The following is a 23282-nucleotide window of genomic DNA, read 5'->3' as shown; positions in this document are numbered from 1 at the left end:
TGGCTGTGAGGAAATATGGAAGAAAATGTGTATGGGGGGTTAATAATGAAACTGAGAAGAATAATAGTTGGTTTTCTGGTAATTATACTGGCTGTTGGTGGGCTAAGGATTGCCAATGTATTTCAGGAAACAGAGGTGACCGAGGCGGCTGATGGAGATACTGTAGCTACCATTACATTTAAAACGGATGCTGCTTATCCTTTCGAAAATGGGTCATCAGATGATATTGTCTACACAACAAATAAAGAAGCAATTGAAACGATGTCATTACCAATGTTTAAAGACAACGAGGATTACAGCTTTGAAGGGTGGAAGTTAACTAGTCTTAGTTTAGCGGCAGCGACCAAACTTAAGCATCAATTGACTAGGGGGCAAAATCCAGATACTGATCCGTATGATTTAGTTGTCGGTAATGTTTATGAGCCACACCAGTTGTTGCGTACAGCCTTTTATCATGGTGACGAAGCAACATTTGAAGCGGTTTATGAAGCACAGGACACAGCAGGAACTACTGATATTTGGGAACAAAAGCTTGGCACACCGATATCTGAAAGAACTCCGTCAATCAGTGGGCAAGGAGCAGCAGCTAATAGTATTGTTGTTTATCGCTATGATGGAACTAATTTTAATCAGATATCAACCAGTGGAATGAGTCCAACAAACTTTAGAGCAGCTCTTTACGGCATTTATTTAGATAACCAGCCTGATGCAGACTATGTTATTGCTGTAACCGGAAGAGGCACCATTGATATGTCAGGAGCTACCTATGCTTCAATGGGAAGTCAATCAACAAGTGCAACAAGTGCGTCCGATGTTTCATTTTATTCTTTAGCTGGTCGAGCGAATAGTGTGACCATCACAGGTTCTGCTAGTGACCCCGTTACAGATAATGTTTCTACTAGTGAACCAACTGGCAATGCATTACTGTACTTTAACTTATCTACGGGTAATGGTTTAAATTTTGGGACCAATGTTGAGTTTAGAAATATACGTTATAGTACTACTTTTTTAGCAGCTAATGGTAATTCACTTACTTTGGGGGGGAATAGCTGGGGAACAAGAGCTACTACAGTTTATGGTGGAGCATATAGTGGAGATGCCGTAGCATCACCTAGTGCGGCAGTGACAATTAGCTCAACGGGAACTGGTACCTGGAACCTATATGGAGGTACTCGAGCTGGTAATTTTACAGGTGATACTAATTTGGTTGTGAACAGTTATAGTACATCTGTAGACACAGTTTCTGGAGGGAATCAAAGCTCAGGAGTCATTATTGGTGACACTAATCTATCCATATATGGGGGCAGGGCAACTATTACCAATGTATATGGTGGAACTAACTCTAGTTGGGTAACTGGTAGTGCGTATGTCAAAATGCGGGCAACGGATTCTGGGAACAAGCCGACAGTTACGAATTTCTTTGCTTCCGCTAATAACGGTATAATCGCTAGCAATGCCGAAACATTAGTTGCGGGGCAAGGAGCAATAACTACAAATTTTTATGGAGGTTCGAAGACTGGTAACAACGGAACACAAGGTGCGAATAATCATATCAAAAATATTTACGACTCAAGTTTATTTACTGATGGTAACGTGATATACGGTGGAAGTAATCAGACAACTGGCTTTGTGTACGCAGATATTACTAATACTGTACGAGCTGGGAAAACAACCACCACTGGTTCTATTGACGGATTTAGTGGTTCAGGAAATGATAGTGTTCCTGCATTGGACATTTCAGAGGTGGGGATTAACGCCTTTGGTGTAGATGATAAAGAAGGACGTAAAAATTATGCATTAAGTAGGGCCATTAATTCTTCTGGTGGTGCAAGAACTGTGATTACTGTTGGCGACATTGATAGTCATTTATTAGGTGGAGCATTTTCTGATGGCGGTGAAATTGGTTATGCTCATGCAACCGGAGTGAAGGGATATTTCGAAGGCAACGCTATTATGAATATTGGCATTTTGAATAGTGATGATAGTACAGCGGGAGGATACAACTTCTGTAGTACTGTGGTTGGACTCGGAATATCTGATTTAACTTATCAACGAGGAACAAGCACAGGATCCACTTCAACATTAAGAACTTATACTGGTCAAGACTGGGATGTTTTTGGTGGTACTGGTCGTGATGGTTCAGGTAGATGGTCTAGTTATGTATACGGAGATACAGGTATCGTACACAATAATGATCTTGCTCGTTGGACGTATGGAGGAGGTTATTATGGAACAATTGATGGAAACACTAGTAATACAGTCTATGGTGGTTTAGTTGATACGCTAGAAGGTGCCGGATATAGGACAGATAGAATTTGGGGTGACGCAACTGCTAAAATGCATAATGGCGAAGTCAACTTCTTCTTTTCTGGAGGAGGTTATGATGACTCTAAAATGTTTGGTAATGTCACAGCGTATGCTACTGGTGGCTTTATCAACTGTGCTATCGGTGGAACTTATGGAGCAACAGGAGGTCATACCATTAATGGAAATTCAAATGTCTATGTAACTGGAGGAAATTTTTCCGGATACCCTAGTCATGGAACTCGAGGTTTCTCTGGCGGACCAACAAATCTGGGGACAATAACAGGTGATGTGTCTCTAACCCTTGATTTAAGAGGAGCAACAGGATTTCAATTACCGAGTGGAGTCAATATTACTGGTGGCCAAAATACTGCGGGAACCACATACGTAGGAAGTAGTACAGATAATACTATTACGTTAAATATTTACACGGATCCTGGATCAAATATTTTGAATGGTGCAGTAATTTATGGAGATGCAGGTGATGCAAGTCGAACTAAATCTGGACATATTACTATGAATATAGACGCACCAGACTCGACTATTGGCAGCCTATATGCTACCAATTATTCCAATGTTAGTGGGTCGTCATTGTTGAGGAATGTGGATATTAATGTATTGCGTGCAAAAACAATTGGAGGATTAACTGGGACAGGAAACAATACCTCAGATAATATCACCAATAATATTTACACAAATGCTTTAGCACAAAACAAAGCTGTTGATGTCAAATTAGGGACTGAACTTGCTGAAAATACGTTTACTGGCTACAACTTAAAAGTAGAGGATGTTTCTGATAATGAGAAAGATATTGCTTTTGGAGATAAGGGACTAATTAATTTTACCAACCTATCAGTTGAAAATGGTTTTACTGTATTGGCAGGGACTGGTGGAATCAAAAACGGTCGAAATGCTTCTGGGACAAATCATTACAATCTTTATGATGATTTTGGAGATGTAACAATTAGTGATGGATCAGGCTTTGGTGTGACCAATGCAACAGGGATTCTTTCGATGGGTGAAATGACAATTGAAGGTGAAGCGTCGGTTTATTCAGCTCCAGGAGCTAATAGGATTAATCTATCCTCATTGGGCATGGCAAACGAGAATTCTCGATTAACATGGCACAAACAAACAGGTGGCTCAAATCAAGTAGCTTCGACAGGAGATTTCTTTGGCGCAGCTAATGCTTATCAAGTACTGACGTTTTCTTCTGACCCTGTTAACGAAAACATGTCGACAGCTTTGACACCGTTAAACTTTATGGGAATTGAAGATAGTACAGGGAAAACTTTTGTGGGGGATTCGGATACCACTACAGGGAGAAACCTTTCTAATGCGGCAAATCATAGACAATACGGCATTATGATTCCTGGTTCAGTAATAGACTTTACTGTCAGAGGTGATTATGATCCAAATGATTTAACCAATTTAGTAAGCGCTGGTACGGGGCTAATCAGTCATGATGTAACAGAGGCGAAAACAACAATAGATCCGCCTATTGTAGCGTATTCAACTCAACTTTCTGGTGCTGAAAATGGGACAACGAAAGGTCGTCTGGTTATACCTATACTTGGTTCAGATCCAATCTATCCAACATTAACCTTTAATCCGGACAATCCAACTGGTTCGTGGCTGAGGAAGGGAACCATTGATTCAACGAAAGTCAGCGATCCAAGTTATGATGAAATAATTCCTGAACAAGATGATTTAGATGCAGATATGTATCTTGATGAAACGGATCCAGATAATCCGGTGAAACGCTGGAAATCTGTAGATTGGACGATGGGTGCCAATACAGCAACCGATGCTAATGAGTATAGCTATACCATCGATGTCATCTTTTCAAATGAACTTGAGCTGACCGGACGAAACGTCATCGTTACAGAGCCGCAAGCGAAAGCCCTAGCAGATGAAGCGGCAGTACGAAATCTTCAAGAAATATTTGGCCGTCCATTCCTAACAACGAGTTTGAGTCAGGCTGATTTGGACTCTTTACAGGCTGGATTAGACAAGGGAACAAACAGTAAGACAATACCAATTACCTATCAGATTCAAAATGCTGAAACGGGAGCTAGTAATCAAAAAAGTGAGACTTGGAATATTGTCATTGTGCCGGATGGGGCGGTGATTGCTGCCGAACTCGACTTTGCCCTTTTTGCAAAAGATGGGGATATGACGTTGGCTGAGGCGGCTGTGGCTACGGAAACAGAAGTAAATGCAGAAACGAATGTCTTTACAATCAGGGCTGAAGACGGCATGGAAAATCCTAGTGATATTACCCGTACAATTAGCACCAACTTTGTAAATGATGTGAATGCAACTAGCAGCATTGGACCAGTTGATGTAAAAGGTAGTTATACAGCTACTTATCGTGGAGACTTTGCTGAACGTACACTGACTAAAGACGCTGCTATACGTGTCATGGGACATCTCTACCTGTCGGAAGTCACAGATGTCTTTGACTTTGGTGCGCAAAAAGTCACTGGTAGCGAACAGACCTATTGGCCAGATCGAGAAGCTTATGATGCAACAGAAGATCCAAATGGCGAACGAGGTTGGACAAATATAGTAGTCACGGATACCCGTGGAGATAACTTAACTTGGGATTTATCTGTTAAAGAGTTGAATCCATTAACAGATACTCTCAACAATCGAACCCTGCCAGAAATGCTTCACTATCAGGATTCGGCTACTGCAATACCAAAACCGATTACTGATGTTGGAGTTAATGTCTTAAGCGCAAGCAATGGCGAATATAGCAAACCTGAGTATATCGAGGACTATGATGTCACCTCAGATTGGGTGAAGGGTGAAAAAGGGGTCCAATTGACTCTGCCAAGTAGTGCACAACGGACAGGATCTTATAGCGGAACACTCGAGTGGACCTTGAGTTTTACACCTTAAACTGTTGGCAGGACTTTTGGGGAAAGAAAAACTTTCCCCAAGGTGTTCTTGATACTTTAGAAATTAAATTGTTGGCAATATTTAACTGAAATAAGGTTAACTTCATCTTAAAATCGATGTTTGATTAACAAAAGCTGAATATCAGGTATACGCCAATTAGTAAAGGTCATATCAATATCTAGTGTGTTGATTCGCACTTAATATACAACTCTTATTTAACTAGAGAGAGTCATCATTTTATGGGGAGGTGGACTACTTGGTGGTTGTCTGACTTCTGCAGCACATGCAGTTGGCTTTTGGTGCCTGTAGGAAGTGATGTCTTAAGGGAACAATAAGGTTGGGAGGGAAGAGTGGATGAAATGAAAAATAAAAAATTAGTCCTCCTCGTCGGATTATTCGTTTTGTTGCTTGGTTTTTTTGGAGGGGTACAAGCAGGAATTGCATCGGACGGAGTTGGCAGTCAGGTAACAGTTGAAGGTGGCATCACGTTTTACGAAGAGTCTAGCGAGCCGATGGCATCCTCATCGAGCACTTCTGAAAACAGTTCAACTGAATTGCCTTCAGCTGATGGTGGAAAGTTGCCACAGACTGGCGAAATTGTTCGTAATTTCAGTCTAATCATCGGTGTAGTCATTTTAGCTTTGTTTCTACTTCTACTTTATCGCAGGAAAAAGGAACATGATAAAGAGGAGGGCCAATCATGAAAAGATTAAGCAAACGATTGACAGGTTTAACTCTATTATTGCTTTCATCAACTATGGTTGGTGGTATATCAGCTCAAGCAACATCAGCATCGCATGGTCTAGGTAACAGCGGATCTGTCACCGTTATTGGTCCAGAGATATCCGACTTAATTGATCCAGAAAATCCTGATGTTAATGTTGACCCAGGTGATGGTTACTCAACAACAGGACCACTAAGAATCGATTTTATTTCTGACTTAGGCTTTGGTCTAGAAAAAATTACTGCCTCTGAACGTATCTATAACTCATTGGCACAGTTGTTCCATTCAGACACTGAGCCGCGAGGCTACTATGTTCAAGTTAGTGATTATCGTGAGGATGTTTCGGGCTGGCAACTGCAAGTAAGTCAAGAGGCTCAGTTTAGTAATAGTGTCATTCAAAATACCCAAGAGCAAGAATTATTGGGAGCGACATTATCTTTTACAAAAGGTTGGGCTAATACAAACGGTGACGAGGATCCTGGAAATATCGAAGTCACCAATGAAGCGATAAATATTTCTGAGATAGGGGCAAGTTACACGGTGGCTATTGCTGGAGAAGGTGAAGGCAAAGGTGTTTGGACAATCGTATTTGGCGGTTCAGCTGGATACCAGCAAAATGATCCAAACGGCACATTGGCACCATTATCAACACCAGAGGAACAACCTCTGATGAATACAACCTATAATAAACAAGCTTACGGAAATTCAGCTGTCCAACTGAGTGTACCTACGAATACAAAAATTCATCCGTTACAGTACACTACACAATTAAGATGGACTTTGGTTGCTGGACCAGCGTAAGGCAATTCAAATTTTGGCATTTTGGGGAAACCCATTTGTAAATAAAAAAACAAACATTTTTAGGAGGAAGAAAAATGAAAGTAAGAACATTAAGTGCGGCTGCATTATTAGCAGTATTGGGAGTAGCAACAGTAGCGCCAGTTGCAGCAGATGCAACTGCGCAAACACATTCACTAAATAATACTGGTAAAATCGTCATCGAAGCAGGTGAATTGGATCCTGAAACTGACCCGGTTATCGATCCAGAAAAACCAACTGAAAGTATTGACCCGAAAGATCCAGATTTAGAAAAACCAGGTACACCACCAGGACAAATTGGTATGTTGTTAGCTTCTCCTCTTGATTTTGGCACGTTAAAGGTTAAAAGCACAACACAAACTGCAACGGCAGCGGCTTATATGGCTGGCCCATTAGCTGCAGATGGCTCATCAGTAGTCACAGATTGGGATAGCGATGCAGATAAAGTTGAGCGGGGAAACATTGTTACTTGGGGCGACATGCGTGGTACAGATGCTGGTTACACAATTACAGCACAAATGACACAACAATTTACCCATATTACGGATACAAGCAAAGCTCTTACAGGTTCAACCTTAACTTATAACAATGCTTTACTTGCGACCCGTCCTGATGAAACAACTGGAGATACAACAGGTGGCTTGATTCCAGCTAATAATTTCACTTTAGGGATTGATGGTGCAGCTGCAGCAACTGCTACTACTATTGGAGCGACAGCTGCAGATACGACTATTGCGGATTCTCAATTGATTGTTAACGCAGCAAAAGATTTTGGCGGAGGCCACTTCACTTTAGAATTCGGCCAAAGTGCTGGCTATACAGGTACTGCAGGTACAAAAGACACAGCAGGAAAAGCTATTACTTTAACTATTCCACAAGCAACTTCTCAGAATATGTCAACTGGTACTTATGAAGCTGTAATTACATGGACCATGAACTGGGTAGCGTAAACTACTTTCCTAACTGAAAAAAAGAGAAGAGATTGTGATGTAAGTCAAAACAGAACTGAAATTTCCGAATGATATCTGGCAAGTGCTACTATATATTGTAAATTTGCGGCGAGGATTTATTAGATCGCAGGAGAAAATATAATGTAACTCGGAGAATCAACTGTAAAAACTTATGTCATAGTCTCTTCTTTATTTTGAAAAATAGTACATAAAACAAGCAAATGGTTTTGTCTTCGTTAATATCATAATAAAAATGGAGAAATAATTATGAAAACAAGTAAGCATAACAAATTTATTGTATGGACTCTCCTCCTTCTTTTGATTTTTTCTTTTGGAAGCACAAAAAAAGCTCAAGCGACCACAGAAAGTGAGACACAGTCTAGCAGTAATTTTTCAATATTACCTATCTTTCCTGAAAACCAAACGAATACAGGACTGAGTTATTTTGATCTAATGATGTCACCAAGCCAGCAACAATCCATCACGATTGATATTACTAACACGAGTGCAGATCCTGTATCCTTGGATCTAGATTACAATTCCGCCAAGACAAATCGCAGCGGCGGGATTGAGTATGGAGAATATAATATTGAAAATGATGCGTCGTTGGTAAATGATTTCGTAGATATCGTAACGGGACCAGACACAATTGAAGTACCTGGTGGTGGTGTTACGCAATTAGAGTTGGATATTCAAATGCCTGCAGAAGCTTATGATGGGGTCATTGCAGGAGGAATTACGTTGACTCCAGCAGAATCTGATACGAGTGAAAGTTCAGCTGAAGGTGGTAGTCGTGTCGAAAATATTTATGCGTACTCAATCTCTGTGTTATTGAGAGAAAATGAGACAGAACTGTTGCCAGATTTACAGTACAGGACTGCTTATGCAGGTAACCAAAACTATCGGAATACGGTTTATGTCAGTTTGTCGAATGTCATTGCCACCTATGTAGAAGGGTTGACGATTGATGCCCAAATTACGCAGTCTGGCAGTGAAGATGTCTTGTGGGAATCCCGCAGTACAGCGATGCGGATGGCACCGAATAGCTATATCAACTATCCCGTCAGTATGAATGGTGACAGGATGACACCAGGCATATATACCGCCCATGTGACTGCCTATGCAGGAGGACAGACGTGGGAGTTTACAGAAGACTTTGAAATCACGCAAGAAGAGGCTGATGAGAATAACCAACTGGATGTTGGACTTGTCCAAGATCGAGGTCTCGATTGGCGCTTGGTTGCTGCTATTGTAGCGGGTGTCGTGGTGGTCTTAGGTCTTGCCTTCCTAGTCTTCAGACGGATTAAGAAAAACAAGAAGAAACAAGCAAATGAAGAAAAATCTGTGAAACAGAAAAAGAAAAAGCGAAAAGAGTAAGACAAGTGGGGGATAGCCGATGACATTATTAGAGTGGGGAATACTTATAGGCATCGCCGTCACCATCATTTTGGTTATATTAGTGATCTTTAATTTGGTTCAATTTATCTTGCGGGCTAAGAAATTACGCAGCTTGCCGAAAAAGAAGCCGAAAAGTAAGAAGAAGCGCCACCTTCTGCTGCAGATGCGCAAAGAACTAACAACAGGTCGTAAATCAGCGATGAAGTTTATGATAATCTTTATCGTATTGGCAGGAATTACTGGCGGCGGTACGGCCTATGCCAGCCATTATCAATCTACCAATCTGTCAGAGACAGATTCTGAGCTGGTGGTTCAATCGTATTTACTGTTACGAGATTTTGAAACGCAAATCCAAGCATCTGGTAGTGAGTCAGCTGAGCAGGATGCAGTCTCCCGTAATATTCGTTACCTGACGACTAGTCTAGCTACTTATGGCAGTAAATTGGCTAGTACGGCCAACACTGTGGAAGGCCAAACGGTGCTGAATAAATATTATGCGGCAGTTGGAGAGCTAGGCATGAATGCCAGCCGAGAAATCAATGAGTTTTATGGCAATCCAGAACTAGTTGCCACTTATGAAAGTGACATCGAGAAGATTAAAGCACTAGAAGAAGCAGCTTATAGCTATTACCAGGTAGACCAAGCGGCCATTGATAGCCAAATTACCGAGCAAGAACAGGGTCAAGAGTGAAAGTGAATGACAATATGAAAGCCTAGCGTGGGAACGCTAGGCTTTTTGGCTACCTAAAAAACGACACTGACTTAGCTGTCAGTGTCGTAAGTTTACAAGAAGAAGATATTGCGAATAACCACCAAAAGAACCAAATGCACAGGATAAAATAAATAAAAACCCCATTTCATCCACGCAGGAGAATAACCGCGTTTGCCATTGTACATAAGTAGCAGTGGAATAACTAGTAAACCACCCCAAGCAGTCATGATAATGCCCATTGGATAGCCGAGGGGATTGACTAGATACAGCTCGGTGTACATCTGATAAAAGAAAATAGCGCAAGTATAAATGATTGGTACCGTTTTACGCAGAAAGTCATTTTTAATCCGATAAAAGCCGTAGATAGTCAGAACCCCCATAAAGCCCCAGTCAGAAAAATACGTCAACAAGGCAAATAAGAAAGCCAAAGGAATCTCTAGCCAAATCAGCTGAACCATATCACAGATGATTATCAGTAAAAGTCCAATCATCAAAGTGAAAAAGATATTATTAACTAAGTCGACAAGCTGAAATTCCCTTGAAGTGGAATGGAATAGTAGATAAAAGGGATAAATAGAAATCCCCCAGAATAGTGCCATCCTACCGAGATATTTCCATTTGTTACGGGTGTAATGGAACCCTTCTGCCACCATAAATGCCATGATTGGAAAGGTCAAGCGACCAATCCAGAGTGTTGCCTCATACATGCCAACAGATTGGGGAATAATCCACGGGGCAAAGCCACCGCCGATGTGATTAATTAACATAGCAATAATTGCAATTATTTTCAGAGTAAAACCATCAATTTTTTTCATTCTTCGTCCTCCCTTTAATATTTTAGCATAAATAAAACCGTGAAAACTGAAATTTTCACGGAGATATTAATATTATTTTCATTTTATTAAAGGTTGAAATTCGAAAAATAGTTTTTGTATTAGGTTTAATAAAAGAAAAGCTATCTCCCGGTATCTAACGAGAGCTTAGTTCAAAAAATTGGGTAAGTGTGTTGTTAGGAGTTTTGAAATGGTTCTCACAGTCTTAGAATTATTGAAACATAAAGAAAAATTAAAGATTTTTTATGAGAGATTTTAACAAGTTTAGTGATAAATTTTATTTAGAGTTACAATGTTACGTATTTCGATTTAACTGAACGTTATCAAACGCAAGCTTTTTATTAGTTTTTCTGTTATTAATTTGCTATTTTTAAAAAGCAGGCATTGAAAAATAATTATAATTAGAAGCTTTGATAATTGTTTTAAAGATAGAGTAGAACTTGATTTTTGATACAAATAATGTATGCTACAAGTGAATAATGTAGCAACTAAAGGATATGCCTCGTTAAAAAATATGTTATATAAAATAAAGAATAATTATTTTATCCAAGAGGTATAAGTACGTTTTCACAAGATAACTGACAGGATTAAAAAAATCAGTTGATTGACTGAACACTCACTCAGCCCAGTTAGCAGGGCAAGAACACAGCCATGCTAAACTGGACCTTTGTCACCGAGGTTAATTAAATGAGCGTCGTTGGGGAGAGTTACTCTATTGGTTTAGGAATAAAGTTTGAGCTTCGTCATTGATAATGGCGCTTAAGGAGAAAATCCCGTCTTCATAGTCGTATTTGAAGATAGCGCAGTTGCCAATTCGTTTTTTATTGAGGGGGATGTCAGCATCTCTCCGAAGTTCAGGAATGCTGTAATCGTCCCAGTATTTCCTGAACTGACCGCAAAAAGCACCATGGCTCATGGCTAAAACTGTTGTGACATCGGGAGCACTCATCAGTTGTTCGCAGGTTTGGACGGTGCGTTGTTGGAATTCTTTTTCTTCTTCGCCGCCATAGTTTGCAAAAAAATCACGATAAGGTAATGGAGGATTCAAGTCTTCGCTTTCCCCTTCAAAAAGTCCAAAATTCCATTCCTTTAGACCTTTGAGACGTGTATAAGGCTGATTGGTGATAATTTCCAGTGTGTCGCAAGCTCTTTCAGATGTAGAGCTGTATAATTTATCAAAAGTCAAGTTGGCTTTTTTTATATATTCACCAGCTAAGGCCGCTTGCTCCCGCCCTAGTTCAGTTAAAGGTGCATCACACCAGCCTTGAATTTTTTTCCGTACATTAAAAAGCGTCTGGGCGTGGCGCATTAAGTAAAATGTTTTTTTCATTTCTAAAACCTCCTAGTTTTTAATGAAGCAAGTTACATATACTGATAATTTTACTAGTCTTTTTTAGAAATGCTAGCAGTTTATTTTCCTTTGAAGAACGATGAAAAGAAAATCAGTGAAGACTCATTCCTGACTCGAATCCTGTTTTACTGAATGCGTGTGTAAATATCTAAATTTATGAAGGAGGGATTTAATTGGATTTTGTTGAAGTCGCAGAAAAAATTGCTAAAGAAGCCTACCATAATCAAGTAGATAATCAAGGGTATCCCTATTTCATCCATACGAAGGCGGTGGCGACTTTATGCAGCAAACCTAATGAAAAAGCGGTAGCCTATCTGCATGATGTTTTGGAATATACATCTTTGACAATTGCCGACCTGAAGGCTGCCGCCATTCCTCAGAAAGTCATTGATGCAGTCGTAGTCTTAACTAGAAAAGAAGAAGAGACGCTTTTTGAGTATTTAGACCGGATTAAAAAAAATAATTTGGCAATGATTATTACGCTGGCTAGTATTGATTTGCGTATCGAAGCGGCCCACACTAAAGATTTTACTACTCAAGATTTTGTACGTGTCGAGCGCTATCAACAAGCCCGCCGCTATCTACTAGATGAGTTATAGCTAGTGGCGAGGCGGAAAAAAAGCTTGATGAGTATCTTGTTTTATTGAGGAATGAAAAAGAAAAGGCGCAAGAAGCCATTAATTTGATTTCCGATAATTTACAGGAGCAAACTCGAGAAAAACGAGTACTCTTTTCACGAAAGCAAGCGGCGGATTATTTAGAAATAACTATAGATACTTTGCGGAATTGGGAGCTGAATGGCCTTGTAGAAGTCCCCGGTAAAGAATGGCTATCGGAGCTATGACTCGGTGGTGCTGGAGCAACTTAAAATAATTCGTACTCTGAGAAATGCCAATTATTCCCTTAGTGGAATTTTACGTCTTATGCAGGCTATGAAACACAAAGGAGGATGAATTCTCAAGAAATCAGCCAGACACTGAACCAACTAAGTGAACAAGAATATATTCATTCTGTTTGCGATACTTTATTGCTTTCATTAGAGCAGCTCAATGTAATTTAGTGATCATCAAGGACTTAATGGGAAAATTAGTTGTGCTAAAAATGGAAAGTGAAAATTCTTCAAAAAGAACCCAAACTGCTCACTAAAGCGAGCGGCTTGGGTTTCTGTTTGTTATCATAAGAATTTTTTAGCGCCAACCTAGGCCTGGTGCCACATCTTTAATGATGGTTTCAAGTAGATGCATATTGTAATCGACACCTAAAGTATTTGGAATGGTAATCAGCACAGTATCGGCTTCTTTAATCGCCTCATCTTCAGCTAATTCCTTCACCAATTTGTCTGGTTCACCAGCAAAGGTGCGCCCAAAAATAGTTGGATTGCGATGATAAGCTAAAAAGCCGACTTGATCATACTGAGAATCATCCTCTTGACCAAACAATTGTAAATCCAAATCCGTTGTAATCGGCTGAATTGAACGAGTTACTAAAGTTCTAGGTTCAAAATTATGACCAGCTTTTTTCCAAGCTTCTTTGTAAGCCCGCAGCTGTTTGGCTTGTTGGATATGGAAGGGTTCATTGGTTTCATTGTTCACTAGGGTGGAAGATTGCAAATTCATCCCTTGTTGCGCCGCCCAAATGGCAGTTTCTGTAGAACCAGCGCCCCACCAAATCCGTTGACGCAATCCTTCTGAATAGGGTTCAATCCGCAGTTTTCCAGGAGCTTGAGGGAACATCGGCATCGGATTAGGCTCAGCGAAGGGCTTGCCTTCAATTAAATCTAAAAATTCCAAGGTTCTTTGCCGAGCGATTTCTTTGATTTCTTCCTCAGAATAATCATAGCCAAAATATTGCCAGCCATCTAAAACTTGTTCAGGTGAACCACGGCCAACGCCCAACTCTACGCGACCTTGAGTAATAACATCCGTTAAGCCAGCATTTTCTGCCATGTAATAGGGATTTTCATAGCGCATGTCAATCAAGCCGGTACCAATTTCTATTTTGCTAGTTTTAGCACCAATCGCCGAAAGCAATGGAAACGGCGAACCAATTTGTGGAGCGAAATGATGGACCCGATACCACGCCCCGTCAATGCCGATTTTTTCGGCTTCAACTGCTAAATCAATTGATTGCAGATAAGCATCACTAGCCGTTTTAACTAAAGAACCTTGCTCCATCCAATGGCCAAAACTTAAGAAACCAATTTTTTTCATCTGTGTGACCTCCTTTATTTTCAACGCATCTTTAAATAACTTGAGCCCATCTTACTACGATTCTAAGAAAAAAACGAATAATTGTTCTCGGAAGCGGGATTGTTCTTAATAAAGCGAGGAATGTAACAATATGGTGGGTGAAACGACATAATAATTATTAAATACAGGATAAGTAGATATTTTTTTTCATGAAATAAACCAACCGCTAAAGAATTGCTAAGAGATTTGAAAAATCTTCAGATATATTTATCTATAAAATACTTTAATATGATTTTCAGAACATGCCTATAAAATATTATCTATTTAACATAAATTAATTTTTATTTTTGAAATATACTGTTCATTAAAATGAAAAGATGGTAAAGTTATAATTGGTAATAAAAAAAAGGATAGGGGATTTTTATGAAAAGTAAAAAAATGATTGGGTTAACTCTAGTAACACTATTGGCACCGACTTTTTTAAATGCTCATGTAGCTTTTGCTGATTCGGCAGAAGTTGCACAACCGGAGGAAGTAACAACAGCTCCTGTGCCGGATACAACTGCGGCAACTGCGGCTGCTGAAACACCTCAAGCCACACCAGAAGTAGAACCAACACCGGACACAACAGCGCCTTCTACTGAAGAGACAGTGCCACCAGTTGTTGAAGAAACCACTCCTTCAGTTGGAGATGAGGCAGAACAAACTACGCCATCTGTAGAAACACCAGCTGAAAACAATAATGCAGCCGATGCTTCAGCAGAAGTGGCTGTTCCAACTGAAACTGAGGAGACTCCTGCACCAGCACCGGCTCTACCAATCCCGCCAGTAACTGGCGAGGATGCTGATTCACCGATGATTAAGGTAGCACCACAAAAAACTGTGAAATATAATAGTACATTTAATCCGTTGGAAGGTGTGTTTGCAACAGATGCTGATGGGACAGACCTTACTAGTCAAATCAAAGTCGTTACGAATACAGTTAATACAAGCGTTCCGACTGGCGTAGACGATGCTCCTTACCAAGTAGTTTATTCAGTTACCAATGCTGCAGGAAAGACGACTACAGCAACTGTTGAAGTTCTTGTTGCGCCAGAAAATGTTGGTTTTCTGAGTGTCTCACCTTTTAGTGTTACAGTGGCACAAGGCGGGGATTACCAGCAAGAAATTACCGAAAAAATTGTTGTATTAGACTCTAACGGAAATGTCGCTCCAAGCAGTGATTATGTACTGAGCTTTGTTGGAGGAATTTATGCCGGAGAGCCTGGAAGTTATCAAATTACCGTATTAGTTTATTCGACAAAATACAATACCTTAACCGAAGCTGTTGTTACGATTAATGTGATAAAAGGGTTGAATTTAACAGCATCTGATCAAACATTATATGTAGGACAAACTTTTGAGCCAATGGACAATGTAACTGCAACTGAAGTTAAGAAAGATGGCTCAACAGTTGCATTAGGAGCTTATGATGGAAGTAGTGACACTGGGATTTCATACACTGGTACTGTAGATACAACAACAGCAGGAGTTTATCCTGTAACCTATACTGCGAAAAATTCTGCTGGAGTTATTGAGTCTAAGACAGTTAATATTACTGTAGAAAAACGAGTACCAACAATCGTTGTAGCTGACCAAACAGTTTATCAAGATCAAGTGATTGATGATGCAACAATCTGGAGCTGGGCTACAATTTCCGATCCAGTAGATTCAGCAGAAGGTTTGACTAAGTCTTACACGATTACGCCGATTAGTGTCATGCGTGCGGGCTCGATTGACACTACGACAGTAGGTTCTGCTTATACTGTTGAATACACTGTAACGAATACAGCTGGAGAAGTTGCAACTAAGTCCATCACTGTGACTGTTGCTGAACGTCTTGCAACAATTAATGCCACAGACCAAGTAGTCGGCGTTGGGGATATTGTCGATGACGAAACTATTTTAGGCTGGGCGACTGCCAGTGATGTTGTCGATGGCGATAACTTACCAGTAACTGAGTATACAGTTGTTGGTGGAGAAACGATTGATACTTCCATTCCAGGTAGCACGTATACTGTCATCTACAGCTATACAAATTCTGCCGGCAATGTGGCCACTAAAGCAATTACTGTGACTGTTGCAGAATTACAAGCTCCAACAATTACAGTTGCTGACCGAGTAATGTATATTGGAGATACTATCACAGAAGAAATGGTTCTTGGTTGGGCTGAAACCACCAATGCTGAGTATATTTCTTTTGAAATTATTGGTGACGGCATTCCTTATGATCCTGCAACTAACACATTAGTTGAAGCTGGAGAATACCAAATTAAGTTTACGGCTTATTCTGGTATGGGAACTGCATATGAACAAACAGCTGAAACAACAATGACTTTAACTGTTAAAGAGAAAGAAAATGCTACAGTTACTACTCCAGTAGATAATAAAACAAACACAACTACTAAAACGGTAACTAGTGGGGAAAAACCTTTACCAGCTACTGGTGAAAAAGAAAGCAGTATGATGGCAACAGTATTAGGGTTGACATTATTAGCTAGTGTTTACTTTATGAAGAAAAAAAGAGAAGACGAGTTTAACTTATTTTAAGCAAGACTCAATGATACTGTAGAAATTTGTACCCCTCTACTAAAATCTAAAAGATTTTACTAGAGGGGTTTTTGATGAGTATTGAAAAACAATAGTGAGGAGGATGAAGAGATAATAGAAACCTTGACGTACAAGCTTTTTATGTTTTCCTGCTACTGTTCCTTGCAAATTATCAAATTCTATCAAAGATAGGAAAGATGACAGGATTTCTTTGTTTAGAATCCCATTAAATGGGCTTAAACATTTGGATAAACCTAAGCTTGCAGCTGTTGATATTTGTTATGGACTGTTTTCCTAAATATTATTATACGACTGAACAAATAAAATAATTCATTATCTAGATATATCTGTTATTACAAATCTCCGAGGGAAAGATTTCGAATAGTGATTTATGGCTGGCTACACTAAGTTGAGCTGACAAGGTGTGTATTTGAACTAGAAGGAAATACCAGATGTCAAACAGACTACGTAGAACATTTTCACCAGAAACGGCTACTTGTTTATAATATGAAAATCGCCAATAGTATGAGGCTCAAATGATACGAGGCCAATAAATTTTAAAAAGGCAGGCCCAACAACGCTTATGATGTTTAAGGAACACCTTTTTATGAGCTCTTCTGAGATTGCAGGGGAATCTTTATTCTCGTTGACAGATAAGGATTCTCCATTAAATTAATGGTTCCTGTTTCTTCAACAGTCAGGTAATCTAGTGTACTTTGAAACCACTCGAGTAAACACCTATGCCATGTTATTTTTTTAGGTTATCTCAAAAAAAATCTAGACTTTATCATAAAACCTGAAAGTATTTTCAAATCTTGAAAAGGTTTGCTTCCTTTGGTAATAGCCTTGTGCAACCGTTTTCTCTATCATATACTAAAATCAAATAACAGGGTAAGTTAATTTATCAACTTTAGGGAGTGTGTTTTTTTATGAAGGAAGCTGTTCAAAAATCCATGCGAACATTCGCTCGTGCTATTATTCAGCCGGTAATGTTTATGGCCGTTTCAGGGTTAGTCATTTCGATTGCTGCAATTATGCGGATGGATTTCATGCCAGAAGTGATAGCGAAAATCGGAAATTTTTTCTTTGGTATTGTTAATAGCGGTGCGATTGGTTCTCTCTCAGTAATTTTTTGTGTAGGTATTGCAGCTGCTTTAACCAAGAAAAAAACAGATGGAGCAATCGTAGCCATTACTTGTTTTATGATATTTCTATTTGCAAATAATTCTTGGTTGACTCTAACCAATCGATTAGCTGAACCGGGTGAACAAGGTTTGTTCGGAACTGGTCAAAATATGGTAATGGGGATCCAAGTCAATGACATGGGTGTATTTTTAGGTATTATTATTGGTTGTATGGTGGGCTTCATTATCAATCGTTTTGGTAATTTTAAATTCCATAAATATTTGGCCCCTTATGAGGGAACAAAATTTGCTTATGGGATTGCAATATTTGCAACAATTGCGCTAGCAATTGTTGTCACCTATATTTGGCCAGTAATCAATGCGGGTGTTAATGCAGCTGTTTCAACAATGGCTAGCTCTGGACCTTTCGGCTTTTTCGCTTATGGATTTTTGAATCGAATGCTTTTACCAGTAGGCATGCACCATCTATTATGGATGCCACTTCATTACACACCAATGGGCGGTACTGCACAGATTGCAGGAGAAGCCGTCAGTGGAGCGTATAATATTTGGTTAGCGCAATTAGGTGACATTAGCAATGTTACTCAAATGAATCCAGCCATTGGATTCTTAACAAATTTTGGACCATTAGCATTTCCAATCGCAATTGCAGCTGCATTTATCAAGACTGCGTTGCCAGAAAATAAGGCTAAAGTGAAGGCAATCGTTATTCCGGCTGTTGTCTTAGCCGCAGTAGCTGGTACGACTGAGCCAATTGAGTTTCTATTCTTATTTGCAGCACCTGTCTTATGGTTAGTCCATGCCGTGATTTTTGGGTTTAGTTTCTTCTTATCTAATATTTTAGGCTTACGAGTCATGGTTGGAAGTATTCCCGAGACGCTACCATCACTATTTGTTCCGATGGAATTAGGGCGAACCTGGCTAATTATTCCAATCATTTTGATTATCGCAACTATGGAATATTTTGCCTTCAAGTACTTAATCGTCAAATTAAAATTACCAACAATCGGTCGTGAACCTATAGCAGTAGATGAAAGTTCCGAAAAAGCAGTAGACTCACTGAAAGGTAATGAGGCTGGTCTGGCTGTGATTGTTGAAGGCTTAGGTGGCGTCGATAATATCGTTGAAATCTATAATTGTTATTCTCGATTGCGGTTGGATGTTATTGACGATAAAAAAGTTGATATTGATTTATTGAAAACTTATCCATCCTCTGGTGTGGTCGATAAACAGAAACATATCCAAATCATTATTGGAATTGGAGTTAACGAGCTAAGAGAATCTTTAGAAACTTATGTTGAACAGTTAAAGGCTGGAAAAGCTGAACTCCCAGCTACCCAAACGAAAAATGGACAAATTATTCATTCACCAGCGAGTGGTGAAATTATTTCAATTGAAGAAGTGCCTGATGAAGTTTTCTCAAATAAAACTTTAGGTAATGGTTTTGCTATCAAAAATCATGATGGTAATGTCTACGCACCTGTAAACGGAACAATTTCGACCATTTTCCCTACGCTGCACGCTATTGGAATTGAAGGCGAGCATGGTGAACAATTACTGATTCATATGGGAATTGATACAGTTGATTTGCAGGGAGTTCCTTTTGATATTAAAGTGAAACAAGGGCAAACTGTAAAACAAGGTGAACTGATTGCCATTATGGATAGTGCTAAGATAAAAGCCGAAAATAAGGATGATATGATTATTTTGGTAACTCTTGAAAAAAGCAATGGGAAAATAGTTGCAAAAGACGGTAATATCACCTGTGATGACGTCGCCTTTGAAGTATAAATTAAAAGAACTAGCCTCTGTAATTAGAAGCTAGTTCTTTTCCTATTACGAAAGGTAACGGTCAAATAAATACTCCATAGCATTCAGACAATTGCCAAAAAAATAATTGAGGGTAGAGTTCTCAGAGTTAATATTGTCAGCCTCTGGATCAATTTGGAAGGAAACATCGCCTTCTTTGATAAACGAACTATTGGGCGTTGCACTGAATGTAATCACTTTTCCACCTAATTCTCGACATTCTTTAATTCGTCTTATGCCGTCAACATTTTCACCTGATTGGGAAAATGTAATCAGGCTTTTTGGAGTACCGTGGGCAATTAGTTTTATTTCCATGTCTTTAAGATCGATGGCATAAATTTTCTTCAACATAAGCTTCCGATAGGCATATTTTACAAGCAAATCACAAAAACCTTCGCCAGATAAATATACCTGACCTTGGTCTTTAATTAGTTCAAAAACTTGATCAATTTCCTCCCAGTGTTGCTTAGTATTTAAAAATTTTTGCTGGGTAGAAGAAGGCCGAATCAATTGTTGCTCATTGACCTTTTGCTTCAAGAAATAAATCATCTCTTTGAAGTTATTAAATCCAGCCCGCTTTGCTAAGCGGGAGATTGAACTAGGAGAGGTGAAATTTTCAGAAGCAGTAGTTTTAATATCTACTTCCTGCTTATTTTCAATTTTTTCTACAATATATTCGATTACAGCTTCATCATCTTGACGCAAATCATTATCGGGGAATAGTTTAGCTAGATGATAAATTTTCATTTTTCAGCCTCCTTAAATGAAAATAATTTCGTTCCTTGAAAACGGTACCTCAATGTTTGAAATCCATTGTTTCCGCTTTTTTTCTATAATATACTCTATTTACAGAAAGCTAACAACTACTTTTAAATTACGAAAAGAAAGAAGGCCACGTTTTGAAACAGCTAATAATTAACGCGGATGATTTTGGTTATAGTGCGGCTGTCAATGCTGGAATTATTCATTCACACAAAGAAGGAATTTTAACTTCTGCTACTCTCATGGCGAATATGCCAGGCACATTGGAAGCAATCAAATTGGCTGAAATGTATCCTGACCTAGGTGTAGGGTGTCATTTAGTTTTGACAATGGGTCAACCCTTAAACAAAGACTGTCATAGTTTTCAAGATGAGAATGGCTACTTTTATAAGCTTAGCGATTATCCGAAAGTTCGAGGAAAGTATTCAAATCAGGAAATCTATACCGAATGGTGTGGACAAATCGATTATTTACTTGCTTGCGGTGTGAATCTAACACACTTTGATTCCCATCACCACATTCACTTTTATCCTGAAAATCGGGAGATTGCATTGGAAATATCTCAAAAGTATAATTTGCCTTTTAGAAACTCTTATGGAACTGAACATTTTGAGCCATTTGATTTTAATAGGGTCAATGATTTGTTGCTGGATATGATGAATACTACGGCAATTCGAGATATGTCACTTCCATACACTGAAAATCAGGACAAATGTTTGGAAGAACTAACAGAGACATTTAGTCGTGGAAACTCTGCTCAAATTTTAGAAATGATGGTTCATCCAGCCTTTGTTGATGAATACTTATTTTCCCATTCTTCATTTAATATTGCCCGTATGAGGGAAGTCGAAATTTTGACTGACCCTAGGGTTCAACAGTTGATTCAAGAATTAGGATATACACTAGTTAATTATGGAACAGTCAATAAAAAATCAAGAGTATCAATATAGGAGGAATTTCTACATGGGAAACAAATTTGTTATGGTCGGTGGTGGCTCAACTCAATCACCTGGTATCTTAGAAGTTTTGCGCCGCCGTGCTGAAGAATTAAATATGAGTGACTTGGTCCTTTATGATATTGATGAAGAGCGTGTTTCTTTATTAGGCCAGTATACAAAAATGTACTATGCTGAGACAGGTTCAAAAGTAAATGTAAGCTACACTACAGATATAGATGTCGCCTTTACTGACGCAAATTTCCTATTTATGCAAATTCGGCCAGGTCTCAATGCGCAACGGGCAGTTGATGAAAAAATTTGTTTGAGTCATGGTGTGGTTGGTCAAGAAACTTGTGGCTTAGGAGGATTTTCATTTGCTTTGCGCGTAATTCCAGCTGTGCGCCAAATCATCCGTAAAGTCAAAGAGCTTTGCCCAGATGCTTGGATCTTGAATTATACCAATCCAGAAGCAATTCTTTCAGAAGCGATTTACAGTGAATTCCCAGATGCCAAATGTTTATGCATCTGCGATATGCCTATTTCTATTGAAGGGGCAATTGCCAAATATTTTGATAAAGACTTGAGAGACCTGACATTTAAATATTTTGGCTTAAATCATTTTGGCTGGTGGACGAAGATTGTTGATAGAGATGGCACAGATTTATTGCCAAAATTAAGAGAAGATGTTTTATCTGGGAAAATTGATACATTGCTAATGTCAAATGACGAAACTGTTGGGGATCAGTACTGGATTGATACTTATAAACAAATGATTAAATTATTTAAGATTTTTCCTGAATACTTCCCTAATTGTTATTTGCAATACTATTTAACTCCAGACGAAATGGTGGCTCATGAGGATCTGGAATTTACACGGGGCGACTATGTAACCAATGGTCGTGAAAAACGTATTTATGAAGAGTGTAAACGCGTCATTGCGAACGGCTCTGCCAAAGATTCTAGCTTGCATGCTGGTGTTCACGGGAACTACATTGTAGATATTTGTTACGCAATTATCCATGACACTAGAGAGCGGTTCACTGTAAATATCACAAATAATGGAGCGATTTCAAATTTTGATCCCAAAGCTGTCGTTGAATTGCCAGCCTACGTTGGGGCATCAGGAGCAGAGGCCATCACTGTCGGTGAAATTCCAACTTTCCAAAAAGGACTGATGGAAATGCAAAAAGCCTACGAAAAGATGACTGTTAAGGCTGCTTTGACAGGTTCTTATCAGGCTGCTTTAGAAGCAGTGATGTTAAATAAGACTATCCCAAACTACACTGTTGGTAAAGCAGTACTTGATGATTTATATGAATCCAATAAACAGTGGTGGCCTGAACTAAAACAGGAATATATTCGTGATACGGATAAAGTTTCCGTATAGATATCAAACGGTGTAAACAAAATTCAGAGTAAAATGATAGCTACTTTCTCAATATGTTAAATAATTTTCTAGGAACTATCTTTTTTTGGGATAGTTCCTTTTTTTTGAAATTTCTCAATTGAAAAATCTTTATTTATTCTACTGTATTTTGCTAGATAGATTTTCCTTATCTTTCCAAGTGTGAGTTTCTTTTTTTGACAACAAAAAAGTGTTGGCAGGAAATCAAATTTGATTTCCCATCAACACAAAAACTTATAGATTAAGAAAAATTTTGGCAGGTTTTTTGGCAGGGAACTAATCAAATTTAAGTGTTTTTTCTCCGTTTTAAGTACCAAGAAATGCAGTTAAATCAGTGTTTCCCATTCAATTTATGTTAGCTCTTTATTCCCACTCAATTTTTCCGGTGGATAATATGGAGCGAAAACTTCACGTACGGTTTGATGAGGGGGAGCTGAAAGTAAAACA

General features: G+C 39.0%; 17 protein-coding genes. 13 read left to right on the top strand and 4 right to left on the bottom strand.

Annotated features, from left to right (window positions below; translation table 11 throughout):
- The first annotated feature begins 45 nt into the window (after positions 1-45).
- From ORH16_RS02760 to ORH16_RS02735, 6 genes are all read left to right on the top strand, one after another.
- Entirely contained in the window at positions 46-5211 is a 5166-nt protein-coding gene (locus ORH16_RS02760; RefSeq protein WP_265456015.1) for a WxL domain-containing protein, read from the top strand.
- Positions 5212-5570: 359 nt separating this feature from the next.
- Positions 5571-5915, top strand: coding sequence for an LPXTG cell wall anchor domain-containing protein (locus ORH16_RS02755; protein WP_265456656.1), 345 nt, complete (start codon positions 5571-5573; stop codon positions 5913-5915).
- Positions 5912-6736, top strand: coding sequence for a WxL domain-containing protein (locus tag ORH16_RS02750; protein WP_265456013.1), 825 nt, complete (start codon positions 5912-5914; stop codon positions 6734-6736). Before ORH16_RS02755 ends, ORH16_RS02750 begins: the two co-directional genes overlap by 4 nt.
- Positions 6737-6810: 74 nt before the next feature.
- Entirely contained in the window at positions 6811-7704 is an 894-nt protein-coding gene (locus tag ORH16_RS02745; RefSeq protein WP_265456012.1) for a WxL domain-containing protein, read from the top strand.
- Positions 7705-7971: 267 nt separating this feature from the next.
- A complete protein-coding gene (locus tag ORH16_RS02740; RefSeq protein WP_265456010.1) occupies positions 7972-9081 on the top strand; it encodes a DUF916 and DUF3324 domain-containing protein in 1110 nt (369 codons plus the stop codon).
- 19 nt (positions 9082-9100) lie between these two features.
- Entirely contained in the window at positions 9101-9793 is a 693-nt protein-coding gene (locus tag ORH16_RS02735; protein WP_265456008.1) for a hypothetical protein, read from the top strand.
- Between the two features lie 92 nt (positions 9794-9885).
- On the opposite strand, the gene ORH16_RS02730 is transcribed toward ORH16_RS02735, so the two are convergent.
- Positions 9886-10629, bottom strand: a complete 744-nt coding sequence (locus ORH16_RS02730; protein ID WP_265456007.1) for a TraX family protein — start codon at positions 10627-10629, stop codon at positions 9886-9888.
- Between the two features lie 730 nt (positions 10630-11359).
- On the bottom strand, positions 11360-11977 hold the full coding sequence (locus tag ORH16_RS02725; protein WP_265456005.1) for a histidine phosphatase family protein: 618 nt from the start codon (positions 11975-11977) through the stop codon (positions 11360-11362).
- A gap of 194 nt (positions 11978-12171) precedes the next feature.
- On the opposite strand from ORH16_RS02725, the gene ORH16_RS02720 reads away from it, so the two are divergent.
- The 3 genes from ORH16_RS02720 to ORH16_RS18935 are packed head-to-tail and all read left to right on the top strand — an operon-like array spanning position 12172 to position 12951.
- On the top strand, positions 12172-12597 hold the full coding sequence (locus tag ORH16_RS02720; RefSeq protein ID WP_265456003.1) for a GTP pyrophosphokinase: 426 nt from the start codon (positions 12172-12174) through the stop codon (positions 12595-12597).
- 44 nt (positions 12598-12641) lie between these two features.
- Entirely contained in the window at positions 12642-12842 is a 201-nt protein-coding gene (locus ORH16_RS02715; RefSeq protein WP_265456001.1) for a hypothetical protein, read from the top strand.
- A 4-nt stretch (positions 12843-12846) separates the two neighbouring features.
- On the top strand, positions 12847-12951 hold the full coding sequence (locus ORH16_RS18935; RefSeq protein WP_416207829.1) for a hypothetical protein: 105 nt from the start codon (positions 12847-12849) through the stop codon (positions 12949-12951).
- A 234-nt stretch (positions 12952-13185) separates the two neighbouring features.
- Here ORH16_RS18935 and ORH16_RS02710 read toward each other — a convergent pair whose 3' ends face one another.
- On the bottom strand, positions 13186-14208 hold the full coding sequence (locus tag ORH16_RS02710) for an LLM class flavin-dependent oxidoreductase (protein ID WP_265455999.1): 1023 nt from the start codon (positions 14206-14208) through the stop codon (positions 13186-13188).
- Between the two features lie 402 nt (positions 14209-14610).
- Here ORH16_RS02710 and ORH16_RS02705 point away from each other — a divergent pair, with 402 nt between their 5' ends.
- Together ORH16_RS02705 and ORH16_RS02700 are read left to right on the top strand one after the other, a co-directional pair.
- Positions 14611-16776 (top strand): LPXTG cell wall anchor domain-containing protein, encoded by a 2166-nt coding sequence (locus ORH16_RS02705; protein WP_265455997.1) that lies wholly within the window; start codon positions 14611-14613, stop codon positions 16774-16776.
- Between the two features lie 929 nt (positions 16777-17705).
- The gene (locus ORH16_RS02700; protein WP_265455995.1) at positions 17706-19712 is read left to right on the top strand and encodes a glucose PTS transporter subunit IIA; all 2007 of its coding nucleotides are present in this window, start codon (positions 17706-17708) and stop codon (positions 19710-19712) included.
- A gap of 45 nt (positions 19713-19757) precedes the next feature.
- Here the strand turns inward: ORH16_RS02700 and ORH16_RS02695 are convergent, their stop codons facing one another.
- Positions 19758-20477 (bottom strand): MurR/RpiR family transcriptional regulator, encoded by a 720-nt coding sequence (locus tag ORH16_RS02695; protein ID WP_265455993.1) that lies wholly within the window; start codon positions 20475-20477, stop codon positions 19758-19760.
- A 152-nt stretch (positions 20478-20629) separates the two neighbouring features.
- Between ORH16_RS02695 and ORH16_RS02690 the strand changes: the two genes are divergently transcribed.
- Positions 20630-21442, top strand: coding sequence for a carbohydrate deacetylase (locus ORH16_RS02690; protein ID WP_265455991.1), 813 nt, complete (start codon positions 20630-20632; stop codon positions 21440-21442).
- Positions 21443-21455: 13 nt separating this feature from the next.
- Positions 21456-22817, top strand: coding sequence for a 6-phospho-alpha-glucosidase (locus ORH16_RS02685; RefSeq protein ID WP_265455989.1), 1362 nt, complete (start codon positions 21456-21458; stop codon positions 22815-22817).
- The last annotated feature ends 465 nt before the right edge of the window (positions 22818-23282 follow it).

The sequence above is a fragment of the Enterococcus sp. HY326 genome, from assembly GCF_026157065.1.
Lineage (GTDB): Bacteria > Bacillota > Bacilli > Lactobacillales > Enterococcaceae > HY326.
Note: the sequence above shows the minus strand (reverse complement) of the source record. Positions and strands in the feature narration are given on the sequence as shown.